General features: G+C 72.5%; 14 protein-coding genes. 9 read left to right on the top strand and 5 right to left on the bottom strand.

Features of this window, described 5'->3' with window-relative positions; all coding sequences use genetic code 11:
* Both ACZ7GZ_RS05670 and ACZ7GZ_RS05675 read left to right on the top strand, forming a co-directional pair.
* The coding region (locus ACZ7GZ_RS05670; protein WP_471021262.1) for a cytochrome c oxidase subunit I at positions 1–694 on the top strand (694 nt) is incomplete at its 5' end.
* Positions 691–1,026, top strand: a complete 336-nt coding sequence (locus ACZ7GZ_RS05675; protein ID WP_471021264.1) for a hypothetical protein — start codon at positions 691–693, stop codon at positions 1,024–1,026. The genes ACZ7GZ_RS05670 and ACZ7GZ_RS05675, both read left to right, overlap by 4 nt.
* Here the strand turns inward: ACZ7GZ_RS05675 and ACZ7GZ_RS05680 are convergent.
* A complete protein-coding gene (locus ACZ7GZ_RS05680; RefSeq protein ID WP_471021265.1) occupies positions 1,023–1,211 on the bottom strand; it encodes a hypothetical protein in 189 nt (62 codons plus the stop codon). The two genes, ACZ7GZ_RS05675 and ACZ7GZ_RS05680, sit on opposite strands and share 4 nt — an antisense overlap.
* A 25-nt stretch (positions 1,212–1,236) precedes the next feature.
* Here ACZ7GZ_RS05680 and ACZ7GZ_RS05685 point away from each other — a divergent pair, with 25 nt between their 5' ends.
* The 3 genes from ACZ7GZ_RS05685 (at position 1,237) to ACZ7GZ_RS05695 (ending at position 4,929) form a co-directional block, all read left to right on the top strand.
* The gene (locus ACZ7GZ_RS05685; protein ID WP_471021720.1) at positions 1,237–2,466 is read left to right on the top strand and encodes a glycosyltransferase; all 1,230 of its coding nucleotides are present in this window, start codon (positions 1,237–1,239) and stop codon (positions 2,464–2,466) included.
* A gap of 180 nt (positions 2,467–2,646) precedes the next feature.
* Positions 2,647–3,372: a dienelactone hydrolase family protein gene (locus tag ACZ7GZ_RS05690; RefSeq protein ID WP_471021266.1), complete on the top strand. Its 726-nt coding sequence runs from the start codon at positions 2,647–2,649 to the stop codon at positions 3,370–3,372.
* A 456-nt stretch (positions 3,373–3,828) separates the two neighbouring features.
* Positions 3,829–4,929 carry an FAD-dependent oxidoreductase gene (locus tag ACZ7GZ_RS05695; RefSeq protein WP_471021268.1) on the top strand — a complete coding sequence of 367 codons (1,101 nt, stop codon included), beginning with the start codon at positions 3,829–3,831 and terminating at the stop codon, positions 4,927–4,929.
* Positions 4,930–4,969: 40 nt separating this feature from the next.
* On the opposite strand, the gene ACZ7GZ_RS05700 is transcribed toward ACZ7GZ_RS05695, so the two are convergent.
* Positions 4,970–5,995, bottom strand: coding sequence for an alcohol dehydrogenase (locus tag ACZ7GZ_RS05700; protein ID WP_471021270.1), 1,026 nt, complete (start codon positions 5,993–5,995; stop codon positions 4,970–4,972).
* Between the two features lie 143 nt (positions 5,996–6,138).
* The gene (locus ACZ7GZ_RS05705) at positions 6,139–6,801 is read right to left on the bottom strand and encodes a TetR/AcrR family transcriptional regulator (protein ID WP_471021271.1); all 663 of its coding nucleotides are present in this window, start codon (positions 6,799–6,801) and stop codon (positions 6,139–6,141) included.
* A gap of 164 nt (positions 6,802–6,965) precedes the next feature.
* Here ACZ7GZ_RS05705 and ACZ7GZ_RS05710 point away from each other — a divergent pair, with 164 nt between their 5' ends.
* Positions 6,966–8,219: a YncE family protein gene (locus ACZ7GZ_RS05710; protein ID WP_471021272.1), complete on the top strand. Its 1,254-nt coding sequence runs from the start codon at positions 6,966–6,968 to the stop codon at positions 8,217–8,219.
* A 73-nt stretch (positions 8,220–8,292) separates the two neighbouring features.
* Here the strand turns inward: ACZ7GZ_RS05710 and ACZ7GZ_RS05715 are convergent, their stop codons facing one another.
* A complete protein-coding gene (locus ACZ7GZ_RS05715) occupies positions 8,293–10,251 on the bottom strand; it encodes a cellulase family glycosylhydrolase (RefSeq protein WP_471021274.1) in 1,959 nt (652 codons plus the stop codon).
* A gap of 84 nt (positions 10,252–10,335) precedes the next feature.
* Positions 10,336–12,591, bottom strand: a complete 2,256-nt coding sequence (locus ACZ7GZ_RS05720) for a GTP-binding protein (protein ID WP_471021275.1) — start codon at positions 12,589–12,591, stop codon at positions 10,336–10,338.
* A 249-nt stretch (positions 12,592–12,840) separates the two neighbouring features.
* Here ACZ7GZ_RS05720 and ACZ7GZ_RS05725 point away from each other — a divergent pair, with 249 nt between their 5' ends.
* Genes ACZ7GZ_RS05725 through ACZ7GZ_RS05735 form a run of 3 tightly spaced genes read left to right on the top strand, consistent with a single transcriptional unit; the run spans position 12,841 to position 16,693 of the window.
* The gene (locus tag ACZ7GZ_RS05725; RefSeq protein ID WP_471021276.1) at positions 12,841–13,359 is read left to right on the top strand and encodes a (2Fe-2S)-binding protein; all 519 of its coding nucleotides are present in this window, start codon (positions 12,841–12,843) and stop codon (positions 13,357–13,359) included.
* The gene (locus ACZ7GZ_RS05730) at positions 13,356–15,842 is read left to right on the top strand and encodes a xanthine dehydrogenase family protein molybdopterin-binding subunit (RefSeq protein ID WP_471021277.1); all 2,487 of its coding nucleotides are present in this window, start codon (positions 13,356–13,358) and stop codon (positions 15,840–15,842) included. The genes ACZ7GZ_RS05725 and ACZ7GZ_RS05730 overlap by 4 nt, the downstream gene beginning before the upstream one ends.
* Complete coding sequence (locus ACZ7GZ_RS05735) at positions 15,839–16,693, top strand: FAD binding domain-containing protein (RefSeq protein WP_471021278.1); 855 nt, start codon at positions 15,839–15,841, stop codon at positions 16,691–16,693. Before ACZ7GZ_RS05730 ends, ACZ7GZ_RS05735 begins: the two co-directional genes overlap by 4 nt.
* Positions 16,694–16,834: the final 141 nt, after the last annotated feature.

Consider the following 16,834-nt stretch of genomic DNA (forward strand, 5'->3'; position numbering starts at 1 on the left):
CTTCCTGATCGCCGTACCGACCGGTGTGAAGTTCTTCAACTGGATCGGCACCATGTGGAAGGGCTCGCTGTCCTTCGAGACACCGATGCTGTGGGTGATGGGTTTCCTGGTCACGTTCGTCTTCGGCGGGCTGACCGGTGTCATGCTCGCCTCGCCGCCGATCGACTTCGCGATCTCCGACTCCTACTTCGTGGTGGCCCACTTCCACTACGTCGTCTTCGGGACCGTGGTGTTCGCGATGTTCGCGGGGTTCCATTTCTGGTGGCCGAAGTGGACCGGCAAGATGCTGGACGAGCGCCTCGGCAAGATCACCTTCTGGATGCTGTTCGTCGGCTTCCACGGCACCTTCCTGGTCCAGCACTGGCTGGGCACGAACGGGATGCAGCGCCGGATTCCCGACTATCTCGCGGCCGAGGGACTCACCACGCTCAACACGGTCTCGACGATCTTCTCGTTCCTGCTCGGCTCCTCCATGCTCCCGTTCTTCTACAACGTCTGGAAGACGGCCAGGTACGGCGAGCGGGTCGGGAGCGACGATCCGTGGGGTTACGGCCGTTCGCTGGAGTGGGCGACGTCCTGCCCGCCGCCGCGGCACAACTTCGTCACCCTGCCGCGGATCCGCAGCGAATCCCCGGCGTTCGACCTGCACCACCCCGGAACACCGGCCCTCGACAAGGAGGTGAGCGCGCGATGACCGCGAAGGAGGAGTCGGCCCTCGTCCGGGAGATCGAGGGCCATCTGCTGCTGGCCGCCGCGCGCGCGGAGGGCCGTACGGCGGCGGCCCGGGTCGCCTCCCGGCTCGGCTGGCTCACCGACACCCAGCGCGCGGACCTGGTGGGGCAGTTCGAGGCGGAGTACCTGGCGCTGACCCGTGCGTCGTGGTGCCGTACCGCCGAACGCGCCGCGGAGCTGCAGCGGACGTACGAGCGGAGATACCGGGCGCTGCGCCTGCGGCTGGTGGCCTGGTGCGTGCTGGGCTGTGCCCTGCCGGCGGCGACGGGCCTGCTGGTGCTCGCCGCCGCCTAGAGGTGTAGAGGTGTCAGGTGCGGGAACTTCTGGTGGTCGCCGCCGTTGTAGCTCCACAGCACCAGCGACGTGCCGTTGCCAGGGGCGGCGTGGTAGGCGTCCGGGCACAGGCCGGCGTGCACGTTGGTCGTGAACCCGCCGTCGTGGGCGGTTCGTTGGGCGCGCGAGGGGCGGGATGCGGCCATACTGGCCGTCGTGCGCGTTGCGATCATGACGGCCGGATCCCGTGGGGATGTGGCCCCCTACACCGGGCTGGGACACCGGCTGGCCCAGGCCGGACACGAGGTCACCCTGGTCACCCACGCCCGCTTCGAGCCGCTGGTGGCGGGCTCCGGCATACGGTTCCATCCGCTGCCGGTCGATCCGCGGGCCGAGTTGGAATCCCCGCGCGGCCGGGGTCTGCACCGCAGCGCCAGCGGCGCCGGGAAGCTGCTGCGGGTGGTGGACCTGGCGCGGCGGCTGGTCGGGCTGATGACCGATGACCTCCTCTCGGCGGCCCGGGGCGCCGAAGTGCTGCTGCTGTCCGCCTCACTGGCCCCGCTCGGGCACGCGATCGCCGAGGGACTGCGGGTGCCGAGCATGGGCGTCTATCTCCAGCCCATCACGCCCACGCGGGAGTTCGCGCCGGCCGTGCTCGGCGGCGGCCTGTGGGGAGGGGCGGCCAACCGGCTCGCCGGACACGGGGTGAGCCTCGCCGTGGAGCATGTCTTCGCCGCGACCGTGCCCGTGGTGCGCGACCGGCTGGGGCTGCCCCCGCTGCGGGCCGGTGCGGCGCGGCGGACCCGGGAGCGGCGGCACTGGCCGGTGCACCACGGCTTCAGCCCCCTGGTGGTGCCCCGGCCCCGGGACTGGCGGCCGGGCCTCACGGTGAGCGGCTACTGGTGGCCGTACGCCCCGCAGACACAACTTCCCGACCACATCCGGGAGTTCATCGACGCCGGCCCGGCCCCGGTCTTCGTCGGCCTGGGCAGCGCCACCGTGCCGGACGCCGGCCGGCTCAGCGCCCAGGTGGTCGCGGCGCTGCGGCGGGCGGGGCTGCGCGGGGTGATCCAGCGCGGCTGGGGCGGGCTCGCGGCGGACGGCGACGACATGCTGACCATCGGCGACGTGCCGCACGCGCTGCTCTTCCCGCGGATGGCCGCCGTGGTCCATCACGCGGGTGCGGGGACGACGGCGGCGGGGCTGCGCGCCGGGGTGCCGGCCGTGCCGGTGCCGGTGCAGTTCGACGCCGGGTTCTGGTCCGCCCGGCTGGTCGCGCTGGGGGTCGCCCCGGACGTCGTGCCGTTGCGCCGGGTGACCGTGGACGCCCTGGCCTCCGCCCTGGTACGCGCCACCCGTGAGCCGGTGTACGGGGAGCGGGCGCGCTCGCTGGGCACCCGCATCCGCGAGGAGGACGGCGCCGCCCCGGTGGTGGCGGCACTGGACCGACTCGGCGGCTGACGAACGTCCACCTCCTGACCGACGACCAGAGCGCGGACAGGACCACCCGGGCCGGCAACCACCGGATGGGCGTGTGACGGCTCTTGTGAGCCATCGCCGCATCAGAGGCACACCCGCGGTGTTCTGCGGGCGGCAGAACACCGTGCCGACCGGGCTCGACGATCACTACCGTCCCGTCTCATGACGACGATCACAACGCGCACGGTCGAGTACCGGGCCGACGGCCTGACGATGATCGGGCACCTCGCGCTCCCGGCCGGTGTCGGCCGCCGGTCCGCGGTACTGCTCGGACCGGAGGGCATGGGGCTCGGCGACGTCGAGCGCCGTCGGGCCGATGCGCTCGCCGAGCTGGGACACGTGGCGCTGGCCTTCGACCTCCACGGCGGGCGCTATCTGAGCGACCCCGGGGACATGCTGGCCCGTTGTATGCCGCTGCTCGCCGACCCCGACCGGATGCGGGGCGTCGGCCATGCGGCGCTCGACGTGCTGCGCGCCGAACCGCGGACCGACCCCGACCGGATCGCCGCCGTCGGCTACGGCACCGGCGGCGCGATCGTGCTGGAACTCGGGCGCGGCGGCGCCGACCTGCGCGCGATCGGGACAGTCAACGCACTGACCACGGGCCGACCGGGCGAGGCGGCGCGCATTCGCTGCCCGGTGTGGGCCGGGGTCGGGTCGGAAGACCCGATCATGCCGACCGCGCAACGGGACGCGTTCACCGCCGAGATGCAGGCCGCGGGCGTCGACTGGCGCCTCGTGGTCTACGGCGGCGCCCTGCACGCCTTCCACCACCCGCCGGTCGACCACACCGTCCGCCCCGGCGTCGGCTACCACCCACGGCACGCGCAGCGAGCCTGGCGCGACATCGTCGACCTGCTCGCCGAGTGCCTGCCCGGGACGGTGTGACCTGGTCGGCGACCGCGATTCCGGGCCGAGCCCGATCAGCCGGCCATGGCGAGCTGGGCGCCGTGTCCGGGGATCAGCAGGGGACGTCCCCCCTGCAGCGCCACCGCACATCGTGCGGGTACGCGTGCGCGTTGGGTGAGAGCTGGTGCGCCACCCAGTTCTGCGTGTCCCCCAGCGCGAGGAGACCGTCGGCCTGATAGGCAGCTTGCGTACGGTGGACCGAGAAGTGCGGCTGCAAGTGCCACGAGGTGTCGGCGAAGCCGCCCCTCCCCCCGCAGCGCCCCTACGGGGCATCGGTGTAGACGGCACGCAAGCGGCACTGCGCACACCGGCCCCGTCCGCGATTCGCGGACGGGGCCGGTGTCGGCGGGCTGTCGGCGGCGGTCGGTGGTCTGTCGGTGAACTGTCGGTGGGCGCTGGGACATTGAGCTGGTCCACGCTCAGGAAGGAAGTCCCATGACCACTGACGTCACGATCATCGGTGCCGGGCTCGGCGGCCTCACGCTCGCCCGCGTCCTGCACGTCCATGGCATACCGGCCACGGTCTACGAGGCGGAGCCCTCAGCGGCTGCGCGTTCGCAGGGCGGGATGCTCGACATCCACGACTACAACGGGCAGCTCGCCCTCCAGGCGGCCGGCCTGATGGACGAGTTCCGGGACATCGTCCTGGAGGGTCGTCAGGCGATGCGGGTCCTCTCCCCGGACGGGACCGTCCTGCTCGACGAAGCCGACGACGGCACGGGCGGCCGCCCCGAGGTGCAGCGCGGCGAGCTGCGGCAGATCCTGCTCGACTCGCTCCCGGCCGGCACCGTCCGGTGGGGGCACAAGGCCAGGAGCATCCGTCCCCTCGGCGCGGGGCGCCACGAGGTGACGTTCGCAGGCGGCGGCACCGTCGTCACCAGCCTGCTGGTCGGCGCGGACGGCGCGTGGTCACGGGTGAGGCCGCTGCTGTCCACCGCCACACCCGAGTACGTCGGCAAGTCGGTCGTCGAGACGTACCTGTTCGACGCCGGCACCCGGCACCCGGCCGCCGCCAAAGCGGTCGGCGGCGGGTCGTTGATCGTGCCCTCGCCGGACAGGGAGATCTTCGCCCACCGGGAAAGGGACGACACCCTGCACGCCTACGTGGGGCTGTCCGAGCCGCTGGACTGGTTCGCCGCCATCGACTTCACCGATGCCGCCGTGGCCACCGGGCGGATCGCGGCAGAGTTCGACGGCTGGGCGCCGGAGCTCACCGCGCTGATCACCGACAGCGACACCGCACCGGTCCTGCGCCCCCTCTACGCACTGCCGGCCGGGCTCCGCTGGGACCGGGTGCCTGGGGTGACCCTGCTCGGCGACGCCGCCCACCTCTCGGCCCCCAACGGCGAAGGCGCCAACCTGGCCATGCTCGACGGCGCCGAACTCGGCAGGGCCCTCGCCGCGCGCCCCGACGACGTCGAGGCCGCGCTCACCGAGTACGAGCAGGCCATGTTCCCGCGCAGCACCGAGGCTGCCCATCTCACCGTGCCATGGGTCACGGAACCGGCTCCGGCAACGGCACGGCCCACAGTCTGATCACAGCGTTCGCCGTCCACCGGTACCTCCCCCGGCCGAGTCAGCCGTTGGCCAGCACCATGCGGAAGCGGGCCTTGCCGGCGAGCATCTTCTGATAGGCCTCGTTCGCGTCGCCCAGCGGGGCGGTCTCGGTCATCGGGCGGATGCCGTGCAGGGCGCTGAAGGCCATGGTGTCCTCCACGTCCTGCGAGGTGCCGGACGGGTGGCCGCGCACGACCCGGCCGGCCATGAGCAGCTGGGCCGGATTGATGCCCATCGGCTCGGCGTCCGCTCCGATGACCACCAGCTCGCCGCGCGGCGCCAGGCCGTCCACGGTGGCGGTGATGGCCTCGGAGTTGCCGGCGGTGGCCAGCACGACGTTCACACCGCCGAGGGACTGCAGGGCCTCGGCGACCGGAGTGCCGGAGGTGCTGTCGACATAGTGGTGGGCGCCCAACTGCTTGGCGAAGTCGGCCTTTTCCGCACCCCGGGCGATCCCCACGGTCTCGAAGCCCAGCGCCACCGCGTACTGCACCCCGAGGTGCCCCAGGCCGCCGAGGCCGAGCACCGCGACCCGGTCGCCGGACCGGGCGGAGCTGCGCCGCAGCCCGTTGAAGACGGTCACGCCCGCGCAGGCCATGGGTCCGGCGTCGCTCGCCGCCAGCGCGTCGGGAATCCTGGCCAGGGCGCCGACCGGCACGATCACCTTCTCGCCGAAGCCGCCGTCGTAGGCCCAGCCGGGGACCTTCAGCTCGGGGCACACGATGAAGTCGCCCTTGCGGCAGGACGTGCAGTGGCCGCAGCTGCCGCCGAACCAGCCGACCGCCACCCGGTCGCCGACCTGCCGGCCCCACTCCTGCGTGCCCTCGCCGAGCGCCTCCACGCGTCCGGCGATCTCGTGCCCGGGGACCTCCGGGAAGGTCACGCCGGGCAGGCCCCCGTTCACGAAGAACGCGTCGCTGTGGCAGATGCCGCAGGCCTCCACGGCGATCCGCACCTGACCGGGACCCGGCTCGGGCACCTCCCGCTCGACCAGCTCGAACGGGCCGCCCGCGGCCGTGACCTGCGCGACTCGATAGGTACTCATCTGGTTCTCCCGTAGGTGTCGGCCGGATACCGGAACACGGGTACGACGCCCCCGCACCAGCAGACCAGCTCCCGGCCCATCGCGCGCGCCGAGCCGCCCGGAACCGCCCTGACCTGCGCCGACGGGCTCGACAAGCCGCCCTGTCAGCCGGTCGCGGGACGCCAGCCCGCCGGCCGGAGCATGCCGAGCAGCAGCCGCACCAGTTCGTCCACCACCTCGTCCAGCGTGGCGTCCACCCAACCGGCGCTCCAGTCGTGCAGCAGGCCGTTGACGCTGCCGATGAACGCCGCCGCCGCGACCCGGTAGTCACGGGGGGCCGCCTCCCCGCGCACCACGGCCGCGTCCGCCTCGGCGCGGATCAGGTCGATCCAGCGGGCCCGGCGGGCCAGGCGCTGCTCCTCCAGGCGCGGGCTGACACCGACGATCTCCATGAAGGCGATGCGTACACGGCGCGGGTCGCAGGTGACGTCGCGGGCGTAGGCGTGGAAGAGCACGGCGGCCCGCTCGGCCAGCGGCAGCCCGTCCGCCGTGGCGAGGGCGTCCAGAACCGCCTGTTCCGCCCAGCCGTTGACCTCCAGGTGCAGCGCGGCGAGGACGTCCTCCAGGGTGCGGAACTCCTCGTAGAACTGGCGGGTCGACAGGGCGGCGGCCTGGCACAGCGCGGCGATCGTCGTCCCCCGGTAGCCCGGGCTGCCGCCGAACAGTTCCAGGGCCGCGGCCAGGAAACGGCGGCGCCGCTCGGCCTGTCGTTCCTCGGCGGACCGGCCGCCGTAACGTCCCGTCGGCGCCCTGAGCCTGCCCGTCATGCTTCCCCCCACTGTCACCCGCCGGTGACCCAATCTTGTCGTGCACACATCTTGTCGAGAAGGCGGCCCCGTCCTTACTTTTCAGTAAGTTCACTGTGAACGCGCCCGTGTTCAGATTCCCCGGCACTCCCCCGCCCCCGGTCCTCCGAGGAAAGAGAGCAGTCATGCCTGCCTCCAGAACCAGGCACCTGTGCTCCGTGGCCGCCGCCCTCGCCCTGACCGTCGCCGGTCCGGCGACCGCCGCCTCCGCCGCGGGCGGTGCCGCCGACGGCCTGCGCGAGGTGCTGTTCGTCGGCAACAACTGGGACGGCACCGCCGACGTCATCCACTCCTCCGGCGACTTCGCGAGGGTCGGCCGGATCAACGTCATCCCGGACAAGGCCGAGCGGCTCGCGGAGATCAACGCCGACCCGATCAAGTGGATCTACTACACGTCCGTCCGCAACGAGGTCGGCGAGGGACACGACCAGTACGCGGACGACATGTACTCCACGCCCGACGGCAGGTCCGTGGTCGTCTCCCGGCCCAGCTTCGCCGACGTGGTCTCCATCGACCTGGCCACCGGCAAGGTCAACTGGCGCTTCCCGGTGGCCGGTTACCGCGCCGACCACATGGCGGTCTCACCCGACGGCACGCGGGTCGCGGTCTCGGCCTCGACCGCGGACAAGGTGCAGGTGCTGGACATCGGCACCGGGAGGGAACTGGGTGAGTTCGGCACCGGCGACAAGCCGCACGAGAACTTCTTCACGAACGGCGGGAAGTACATCTGGAACATGTCCATCGGCGAGGTGACCACCTCCCTCGACGCCCCGGGCTGGGACTGGACCAAGGGCGACCGCCACATCACCGTCGTCGACGCCACCACGTTCAAGCAGGTCAGGACCATCGACATGCGGCAACGGCTGGACGCCGCCGGACTGAAGGACTTCTCCGACGCGGTCCGGCCCGCCGCCTTCACACCGGACTGGTCCAAGCTGTACTTCCAGGTGTCCTTCTTCAACGGCTTCCTGGAGTACGACGTGGCCACGGACAGGATCACCCGGGTGAAGACCCTGCCGGAGAACCCGGCGACGAATCCGGACCGCACCACCTGGCTGCTGGACTCGCGCCACCACGGCATCTCGATGAACCCCGAGGGCACCAAGCTGTGTGTCGCCGGGACGATGGACAACTACGCGACCGTCGTCGACCGGGCGTCCTTCGGCGTCGGCCCGCTCGTCACCGCGTCCACGCCGTACTGGGCGACCGTGAGCGGCGACGGCAGGGACTGCGTCATCTCAGAGGCCGGCGCCGACCAGGTCACGGCCATCGACTTCGCCACCGGCCAGAAGGTGCTGTCCGTACCGGTCGGCGACCATCCGCAGCGCGTCCGGCTGGGACATGTCCAGGCCGACTGGACGGGTCCGACCGGGAGTTGAGCGCCGTACGGTCTCCGGGGTGACCCCACTCTTCCCGGGGGCCGTACGGCTCCTGCCGCAAGGGCCCGGCCCTTCAGAAGTGCGCCGCCGCCCACGCGGCCAGCTCGGACCGGGCCGCGGCCAGCAGGTCCGCCGAGGGCGCCGTGGCCCCGTTGGTCACCAGCGCGAAGTGCCGGGCGCCGGAGTCCTGGTCGGTGAGCAGCAGGCGGCGGCTGCCCGTGCCGCCCGGTTCGGGGGCGACGGCGACCGGGGTGGAGGCACTGTAGGCGGGCGGGGCGAAGGCCGTGCCCAGGTCGGAGACGACGGTGGTCGACGATGCGGGGAAGGACGCCGGCAGGTGCAGTTCGGTGGGCGCGGTGCCGTCGCCGGAGCGCCAGACCAGCAGCCCGTACCGGCCGGAGCCCACCAGTCGGGAAACGTTCGGCAGGGAACTCGGCACCGGGTTCCAGGTGAGGGTCGTCGAGCCGTCGCGGGAGCGGTCCTCGTAGGTGAAGGCGAGGGTCGTGCCGGCCGTGGCGCTCGGGTAGAGGCGGTCCAGCAGCCGGGCGTCCTGGCGCAGTGTGACGTTCCCCGAGTCGTCCAGCCGTACGGCGGACAGGTCCTCGCCGTTCCAGGCGTCACCGGAGGTGAGCGCCTTGTCGGGGTTGCCGTTCATCAGCTCGTGGTGCCGGCCGTTGTAGAGGTCCCACTGCCACTGGGTAGCGGACAGCACCGGACCGGAGGCCGACGGGTTGCTCCACCAACTCGCGCCCGCGAGCCGGGAGTCGAGCGCCTGGTACATGGCCTTGAGGACGGTCGGGGCCTTGTCGGAGACCGTGCCGGACAGCGGATGGCCGAACTCGCTGACCACGGCGGCGGTACCGGCGGTCGCGGCGCGGTCGCGGACGGCGGCGAAGTCGGAGGCGTACTGGCCGTCGGCGGCCTTGCCCCACATCAGGATGCCGGAGATGGCCTTCTGGTCGTAGAAGTGGGTGTTGAAGGCATAGCCCGGACCGAGCGTGCCCGCGTCCAGCAGGCCGCCCTCCTGTTTCTGGGTGGAGATGTTGGCGTTCCAGAAGAGGTTGGGCTCCACGAAGGCGGGCTTGTCCTGCCAGCCGGCGGCGTCCATGCGGGCGCGGAACCTCTCGTAGAACGGCCACAGCAGGTCCTTCTCCCAGCTGCGGGAGGTCTGGCCGGAGTCGTAGCTGCCCGCGTAGGGCTCGTTGTACGGGTCGAAGCCGGCGATGTTCGCGAACTCCGCGCCGGTCAGGCTCTGGCGAAGGTAGGCCATGGCCGTCCGGGCGGTGGCGAGGAAGGCGTCCTGGAGACCGTGGGCGTTGTGCCAGAAGTCGTCCTGCGCCTGCCGCACGGCCGCGTTCTGGGTGATGTTCTGGCCCCAGAACAGGCAGATGCCGCAGGACTCGGCCGGGTAACTCCCGGCGTCGACCGCCCACTTGGGGGCACCGTCACCCGTGTACCAGCTGCCGCCGGTGAACAGGTGGCGGGAGTACAGGTCCTGGTGGAAGTCCGGGAAGACGCGGATGCCCGCGTCCAGGAAGGCACGCATCTGCGCGGTGACGGCGGCGAGGTAACCGGTGTCCACCTGGCCGCGTGCGGGTTCGGCGTGCGCCCAGGAGAGCAGGAAGCGGACCGTGTTCGCGCCACCGAGGGCGCGCAGCGCGGTCGCGGACTTCCGGGCGTCGGCGACCGAGGCGAAGGGCAGGCCGCCGTTCTCCTCCAGCTTGGTCTCGCCGGAGACGTTGTAGCCGCGCAGGACGACCTCGCGTCCTTGACCGTCGGTGAAACGGCCGCCCTGCACGGTGAGCGGGGCGCCGTCGAACCAGAGGGAGTCGGCGGGGACGGCGGTGGGGAGGGCCGGGGTGGCGGCGGAAAGGGCCGGGGTGGGGGGGGGGGGGGGGGGGGGGGGGGGGGGGGGGGTGGGGGGGGGGGAGGGGGGGGCGGGGGGGGGGGGGGGGGGGGGAACCCCCCCCACCGCCAGGAATCCGCAGAGGACGACCAGGACAACCAGCAGACGCACCCGGATATTCGGCATGTCCACCACAGTCCGGCCCCGGCCCGGACAGCGTCAATACCACCCGACTCGCAGGTAAGTTGACTATCAGTCATCCCACCGCGCTCAGTCGCTCACTCTGCGTGTCACATTGAGCAGGTACTCCTTCCGGTTCAGCGGGTTGTGGTCGGTACGCGGCCGCTCGGGGACCGTGCCGCGGGTGACCGGCGCGTAGTGGTCGAAGGCCGTCTCCAGCTCCCCCTCACCCCGGGTGAGACCGGGCAGCCGCTGCTCCAGCCCGTGCACCCGGGCGGCCGGCACCGTGCCCTCCAGCACGACGGCCGCGCCGAGTGCGGCGGTGGTCTCCGCTACGCCACCCAGCCGGGCGAGCACCGGGAGCAGCGCGCCGAGCGTGTCGGCCGGGGCCTCGAGCCGGAAGCGGTGCAGGGGCTCGTGCACCAGGGTGCCGGCCCGGCGCAGCGCCTCGGTCAGGACCAGCGGGGTCAGGCCCCGGAAGTCGTAACCGGTGCTCGACATGCTCTTGTCGAAGCCCTGGTGGGCGTGGCTCTGCCGGGGCGAGTAGCCGGAGTGGGTCATGGTGACCGTGCAGTCGGGGACCTGCCAGCCGTGCAGTCCCTGGCCGAGCGTCTCGCGGACGGTGTCCTCGACGGCCTTGAAGAAGGCGTACGGCATCGAGCCGAGCTCCACCTCCAGCCGGAACCGCACGCCGGAGCCGGGCGGTGCGGGTTCGACGCGCAGGCCGACGGTGGCCAGGAACGGGTTGGCGTCCTTCTTGTTGAACTCCACGGCGTGCCCGGTTCCGGCCGGCCGTTCGATGCACAGGGTCGTCGTCTCACGGAAGGTGACGTCCAGGCCGTACTCCTCGGCGAGGGTGGCCTGGATGACCTCCTTCTGCACCTCGCCGTACAGCGACACGGCGGTCTCCCCGCGCAGGTCGTCGTGCCGGACCGCGATGAGCGGGTCCTGTTCGGCGAGCTGGGTGAGGGCGAGGTGCAGGGAGCGCCGGTCCGTGCCGGCGCCGGGGACGACGACCGTCTCCAGCGTGGGCGGCGCGAAGTGGTGCACGTACGCCGTGCCGGGCCGGCCGAGCGCATCACCGATGCGGATTTCACCGAGACCCCACACCTTGACGATCCGCCCGGCCCCGGCCCTGTCCCGCCGCACGTGCCCACCCCGCTCGAAGACACTGATCCCGGTGACCCGCCCCTCCGCCCGTCCCCGGGCAGCCCGGCCCGCCGGGTCCGTGTCGAGGCGCCGGCCGCTCCCACGGCCACCGAGGGCCGGCGCGGGCGAGTCGCCGTCGATGCCACGGGCCTCCGGCCCCCTGTCGCGGCCTCGGCCGCCACCGGCCTCCGCCGCCGGGCGACCGTTGGGGGCCTGCGCCTCCACCCGGCTGCCGCCGACCCGGCCCTGCGCCTCCACCCGGCTGCCGCCGACCCGGCCCAGCGCCCCGCCCCCGCCGCCCCGGCGCCTGTCGTCGGCCGTGGTGTCCTCCTCGCCCGCGCCCCCGAACGGGATCCGGGCGCGGACGTGCAGGGTGCCCGAGAAGATGCGGGCATAGGCCACCTTCTCTCCGGACGGGCCGCGTTCGACCTTGAAGACCGTGGCCGACAGGGGGCCGGCCGGGTCGCCGCCGGCGGTGGGCAGCAGGTGTTCGATGCCGCAGATCAGCTCCGGTACGCCTGCGCCGGTGACGGCGGAGCCGAAGTACACCGGATGGACCAGTGCCCGCCGGGTCTGGGCGGCCAGCGCGGCGCGCAGGCGGGCCGCGGGCACACCGCCGTCGAGGTACGCGGCGAGCAGGTCGTCGTCGTGGTCGGTGAGAGCGTCCAGCGCTGCCGGGCCGAGGCCGGGCGCGAAGCCGGCGGCGGGGGTGCCGAGACCGGCGGTCCGGCCCATCGGCACGAGAGGTACGGCCAGCCGGTGGGCCATCTGGCGGAGTACCGCCTCCTCGCGGGCGCCCCGCCGGTCGATCTTGTTGACGAAGACCAGGGTGGGGATGCGCAGCCGGCGCAGGGTACGCATCAGCACCCGCGTCTGCGCCTGGACGCCCTCGACGGCCGAGACGACCAGGACGGCGCCGTCGAGCACACCGAGCACCCGCTCGACCTCGGCGATGAAGTCCGGGTGACCGGGGGTGTCGAGGAGGTTGACGGTGACGCCGTCGAGCGGGAACGACACGACGGCGGACTTGATGGTGATACCGCGCTGCCGCTCCAGCGCGAGGGTGTCGGTGGTGGTGCTGCCGGCGTCTACGCTGCCGACCTCGTCGATCACTCCGGCGGTGTGCAGCAGCCGTTCGGTCAGGCTGGTCTTACCGGCGTCGACATGCGCGAGAATTCCGAGGTTGAGCAGATGCACTGAGCGTGATGTCCTTCGGCACGGGGTGGGTTCCTTCCTGGGCGGACATGCACGCAGCGCGCATCGCTGGTCCTCTCTGTGTGACGACGGGTACCGCGCAGTGCATCAGACACCGGCACCCGCCAGCAATGGATTAACGCTCAACAGAAGCCGGGGCGCAGCACTCGCCGCACCCAGAGCACGGTCGTAGGGTGACGTACATCACGCCAGGTGGCTGAAAAACCCTCTTCCGCACGGCCTGGAGGGCCCATGACCCGCATCTCGGTGAACGTGGACGGCACGACGTACGAGGACGACGTGGAACCCCGTCTCCTCCTGGCCCACTACCTCCGCGACCGCCTCGGCCTGACCGGCACCCCGATCGGCTGCGACACCTCCAACTGCGGAGCGTGCACGGTCGACCTGGACGGGGCGAGCGTGAAGAGCTGCTCGGTGCTCGCCGTCCAGGCGGACGGGTGCGAGGTGACGACGATCCAGGGGCTCGCGCGGGACGGTGAGTGGACGCCGCTGCAGCGCGCCTTCCACGAGCATCACGGCCTGCAGTGCGGCTACTGCACCCCGGGCATGATCATGGCGGCGCGCGATCTGCTCCGCGAGAACCCGCACCCCGGCCCGGATGAGGTCCGCAAGGCCCTGGAGGGGAACCTCTGCCGTTGCACCGGCTACCAGAACATCGTCCGCGCGGTCCTCGCCGCGTCCGGACAGCAGGACGCTTCCGGGCGGCAGGACACCTCCGGGCGCCAGGTCGACGAGGAGGTCACGGCATGACCGACCAGGCCGTCGAACACGAGGTCGGCCGCGCCCGCCTGCGCAAGGAGGACGCCCGGCTGATCACCGGCCAGACCAACTGGACCGACAACATCCAGGTGGCAGGGCTCCTGCACCTGGCGATCCTGCGCAGCCCCATGGCCCACGCCCGCCTCACCCGCGTCGACGTCTCCCCCGCCCTCGAACGGCCCGGTGTCGTCGCGGCGTTCAGCGGCGCCGACCTCGCCGAGGGGCTGGGCTCACTGCCGTGCGCCTGGCCCGTGACCGAGGACATCGTGCTGCCCGACCATCCGCCCGTCGCCGTCGACGAGGTCCGCTACGCCGGCGACCCGGTGGCGGTCGTGGTGGCCCGCGACCGGTACGCCGCCGCCGACGCGCTGGAGGCGGTCGAGGTCGACTACGACCCGCTGCCCCCGGTCCTCGATCCGGAGGCCGCGCTCGCGAAGGACGCCCCGCTGGTCCACGCGGACAAGGGCACCAACCGCTGCTACACCTGGCCGCTCGCGACCGGCGAGAACTTCGACGCGGTGCGGGAACGCGCCGAGGTGACGCTGAAGCGCCGCTACCACCAGCAGAGGCTGATCCCCAACGCGATGGAGCCGCGCGCGGTGGTCGTCACCCCGCTCGCCGCCTCCGGCGAGTACACGGTCTACTCGGCGACCCAGATCCCGCACATCCTGCGGATCATGCTCGCCACGGTCACCGGGATCCCGGAGCACAAGCTGCGGGTGATCGCCCCGGACGTGGGCGGCGGATTCGGCTCCAAGCTCCAGGTGTACGGCGAGGAGGCCCTCGCGCTCGCGGTCGCCCGGAAGCTCGGGCGGCCGGTGAAGTGGACCGAGTCCCGCTCCGAGGGCGCGCTCGCCACCCACCATGGCCGCGGCGTGATCCAGGACATCGAGATCGCCGCCACCCGGGAGGGAAAGCTGCTCGGCCTGAAAGTGGACCTCATCGCGGACATGGGCGCCTACCTGATGCTCGTCACCCCGGGCATCCCGATCCTCGGCGCCTTCATGTACCCGGCGATCTACAAGATGGACGCCTACGCGTTCACCTGCACCGGCGTGTTCACCACCCGCACCCCCACCGACGCCTACCGCGGTGCCGGACGCCCCGAGGCGACCTTCGCCATCGAGCGGATCATGGACGAGCTTGCGGTCGAACTCGCGCTGGACCCGGTCGAGTTGAGGCGCCGCAACTGGATCCGGCACGAGGAGTTCCCGTACACCTCGATCGCCGGACTGACCTACGACAGCGGCAACTACGAGGCGGCCACCGAGAAGGCGCTCGCCCTGTTCGACTACGACGGCCTGCGCGCCGAGCAGCGAGAGCGCAACGAGCGCGGCGACCCCGTGCGGCTCGGCATCGGCGTGTCGACGTACACCGAGATGTGCGGTCTCGCGCCCAGCCGGGTGCTGCGCGACCTCCGGTACGGGGCCGGCGGCTGGGAGGCGGCGAGCATCCGCATGCTGCCCACCGGCAAGGTCGAGGTCGTCACCGGCACCAGCCCGCACGGGCAGGGCCACGAGACCTGCTGGAGCCAGATCGCGGCCGACGTGCTGGGCGTGCCCTTCGAGGACATCGAAGTCCTGCACGGCGACACCAAGGCGGCCCCGCAGGGCATGGACACCTACGGCTCACGGTCGCTGGCCGTCGGCGGCGAGGCCGTGCACCGGGCCGCGAGGACGGTCGTCGACAAGGCCCGGAAGGTCGCCGCCCACCTGTTGGAGGCCAGCGAGCAGGACCTGGAGTTCAGCGGCGGCGTGTTCTCCGTGAAGGGCTCGCCCGAGGCGCGGAAGACCATCCAGGAGATCGCCTTCGAGGCGTTCACCAACCACGACCTGCCCGACGGCGTCGAACCCACCATCAACGCCGAGCACGTCGTGGACCCGGAGAACTTCTCCTACCCGCACGGCACCCACCTGTGCGCGGTCGAGGTCGACACGGAGACCGGGAAGACGAGGATCCGGTCGTACGTCTGCGTCGACGACGTGGGCCGTGTCGTCAACCCGATGATCGTCGAGGGACAGGTGCACGGCGGGCTCGCGCAGGGCATCGCACAGGCGCTGTACGAGGAGGCCGTGTACGACGCCGACGGCAACCTCGTCTCCGGCACCCTGGCCGACTACCTCGTGCCGTCGGCGGCCGACCTGCCGGACTTCACGACCGACCGGACGGAGACACCGGCGACCTCGAACGCCCTGGGCGTCAAGGGAGTCGGGGAGGCGGGGACGATCGCGTCGACGCCCGCCGTGGTCAACGCCGTCGTGGACGCGCTCAGGCCGCTCGGCGTACGGGACGTACGGATGCCGTGCTCGCCGCACCGGGTGTGGCAGGCCGTTCAGGAGGCACGGTCCGGAGGGACCGGCACGGCCGGCGCGCCCGGCGGCACGGGTCAGGCACGGTCCGGGCAGTCGGGACAGGCCGCACAGTCCGGCGAGCTGGGCCAGTACGGTCAGCCGGGTGAGGAGGGTTCGGCATGATTCCCCCCGCGTTCGAGTACACCCGTCCCACGAGCGTGGACGAGGCGGTCCGCGCGCTCGCCGACGCGGGCGAGGAGGCGAAGGTGCTGGCCGGCGGGCAGAGCCTGCTGCCGCTGCTGCGGCTCAGGCTGGCCTTCCCGGAACTCGTCGTCGACGTCGGCCGGATCCCCGAGCTGCGCGGGGTCCGCGAGGACGGCGACACGCTCGTCATCGGCGCGCTGACCACGCACCACGAGGTGGTCCACGACCCGCTGGTGCGCGAGCACGCCGGGCTGCTGGCCGAGGCGACGGCCACGGTCGCCGACCCGGCCGTCCGGCACCGGGGCACCCTCGGCGGCTCGCTCGCGCACGCCGACCCGGCCGGGGACCTGCCCGCCGTGGCCCTGGCCCTGGACGCCGAACTGGTCGTCACCGGTCCGGGCGGCCGGCGCACGATCCCGGCCCGGGAGTTCTTCGTCGACTACCTCCAGTCCGCACTCGCCCCCGACGAGCTGCTGACGGAGGTCCGGATCCCGAAGACCGGCGGCTGGGGCTTCCACTACGAGAAGTTCCACCCGGTCGCCCAGTCCTGGGCCATCGTCGGCGTCGCCGCGCTGGTACGGCGCGACGGCGGGCGCGTCGGAGAGGCCCGGATCGGGCTGACCAACATGGGCTCGACCCCGCTGCGGGCCACGGCGGCCGAGGAGGCGCTGTCCGGCGCCGACGGTCCCGAGGCCGTGGCACGGGCCGCCGAGGCGGCGGCCGAGGGCACCCGGCCGTCCCAGGACCTGTCCGCCTCGCCCGAGTACCGGCGGCACCTGGCGCGGGTGCTGACCCGGCGGGCGGTGCTGACCGCCACCGGAATGGGGTGAGCGCCGATCATCCGGACCGACGACCCGGAGCAGGTACGGGCCCGCCTGGAGGAGACGGGGTATCTCGTCGACGAAGGGCTGGCCGTCACCTGTTACCTGGCCCTGAGGCTGCACCGGCCGCTGTTCTGCGAGGGCGACGCC

The sequence above is a fragment of the Streptomyces sp. NPDC037288 genome (genome assembly GCF_055603265.1).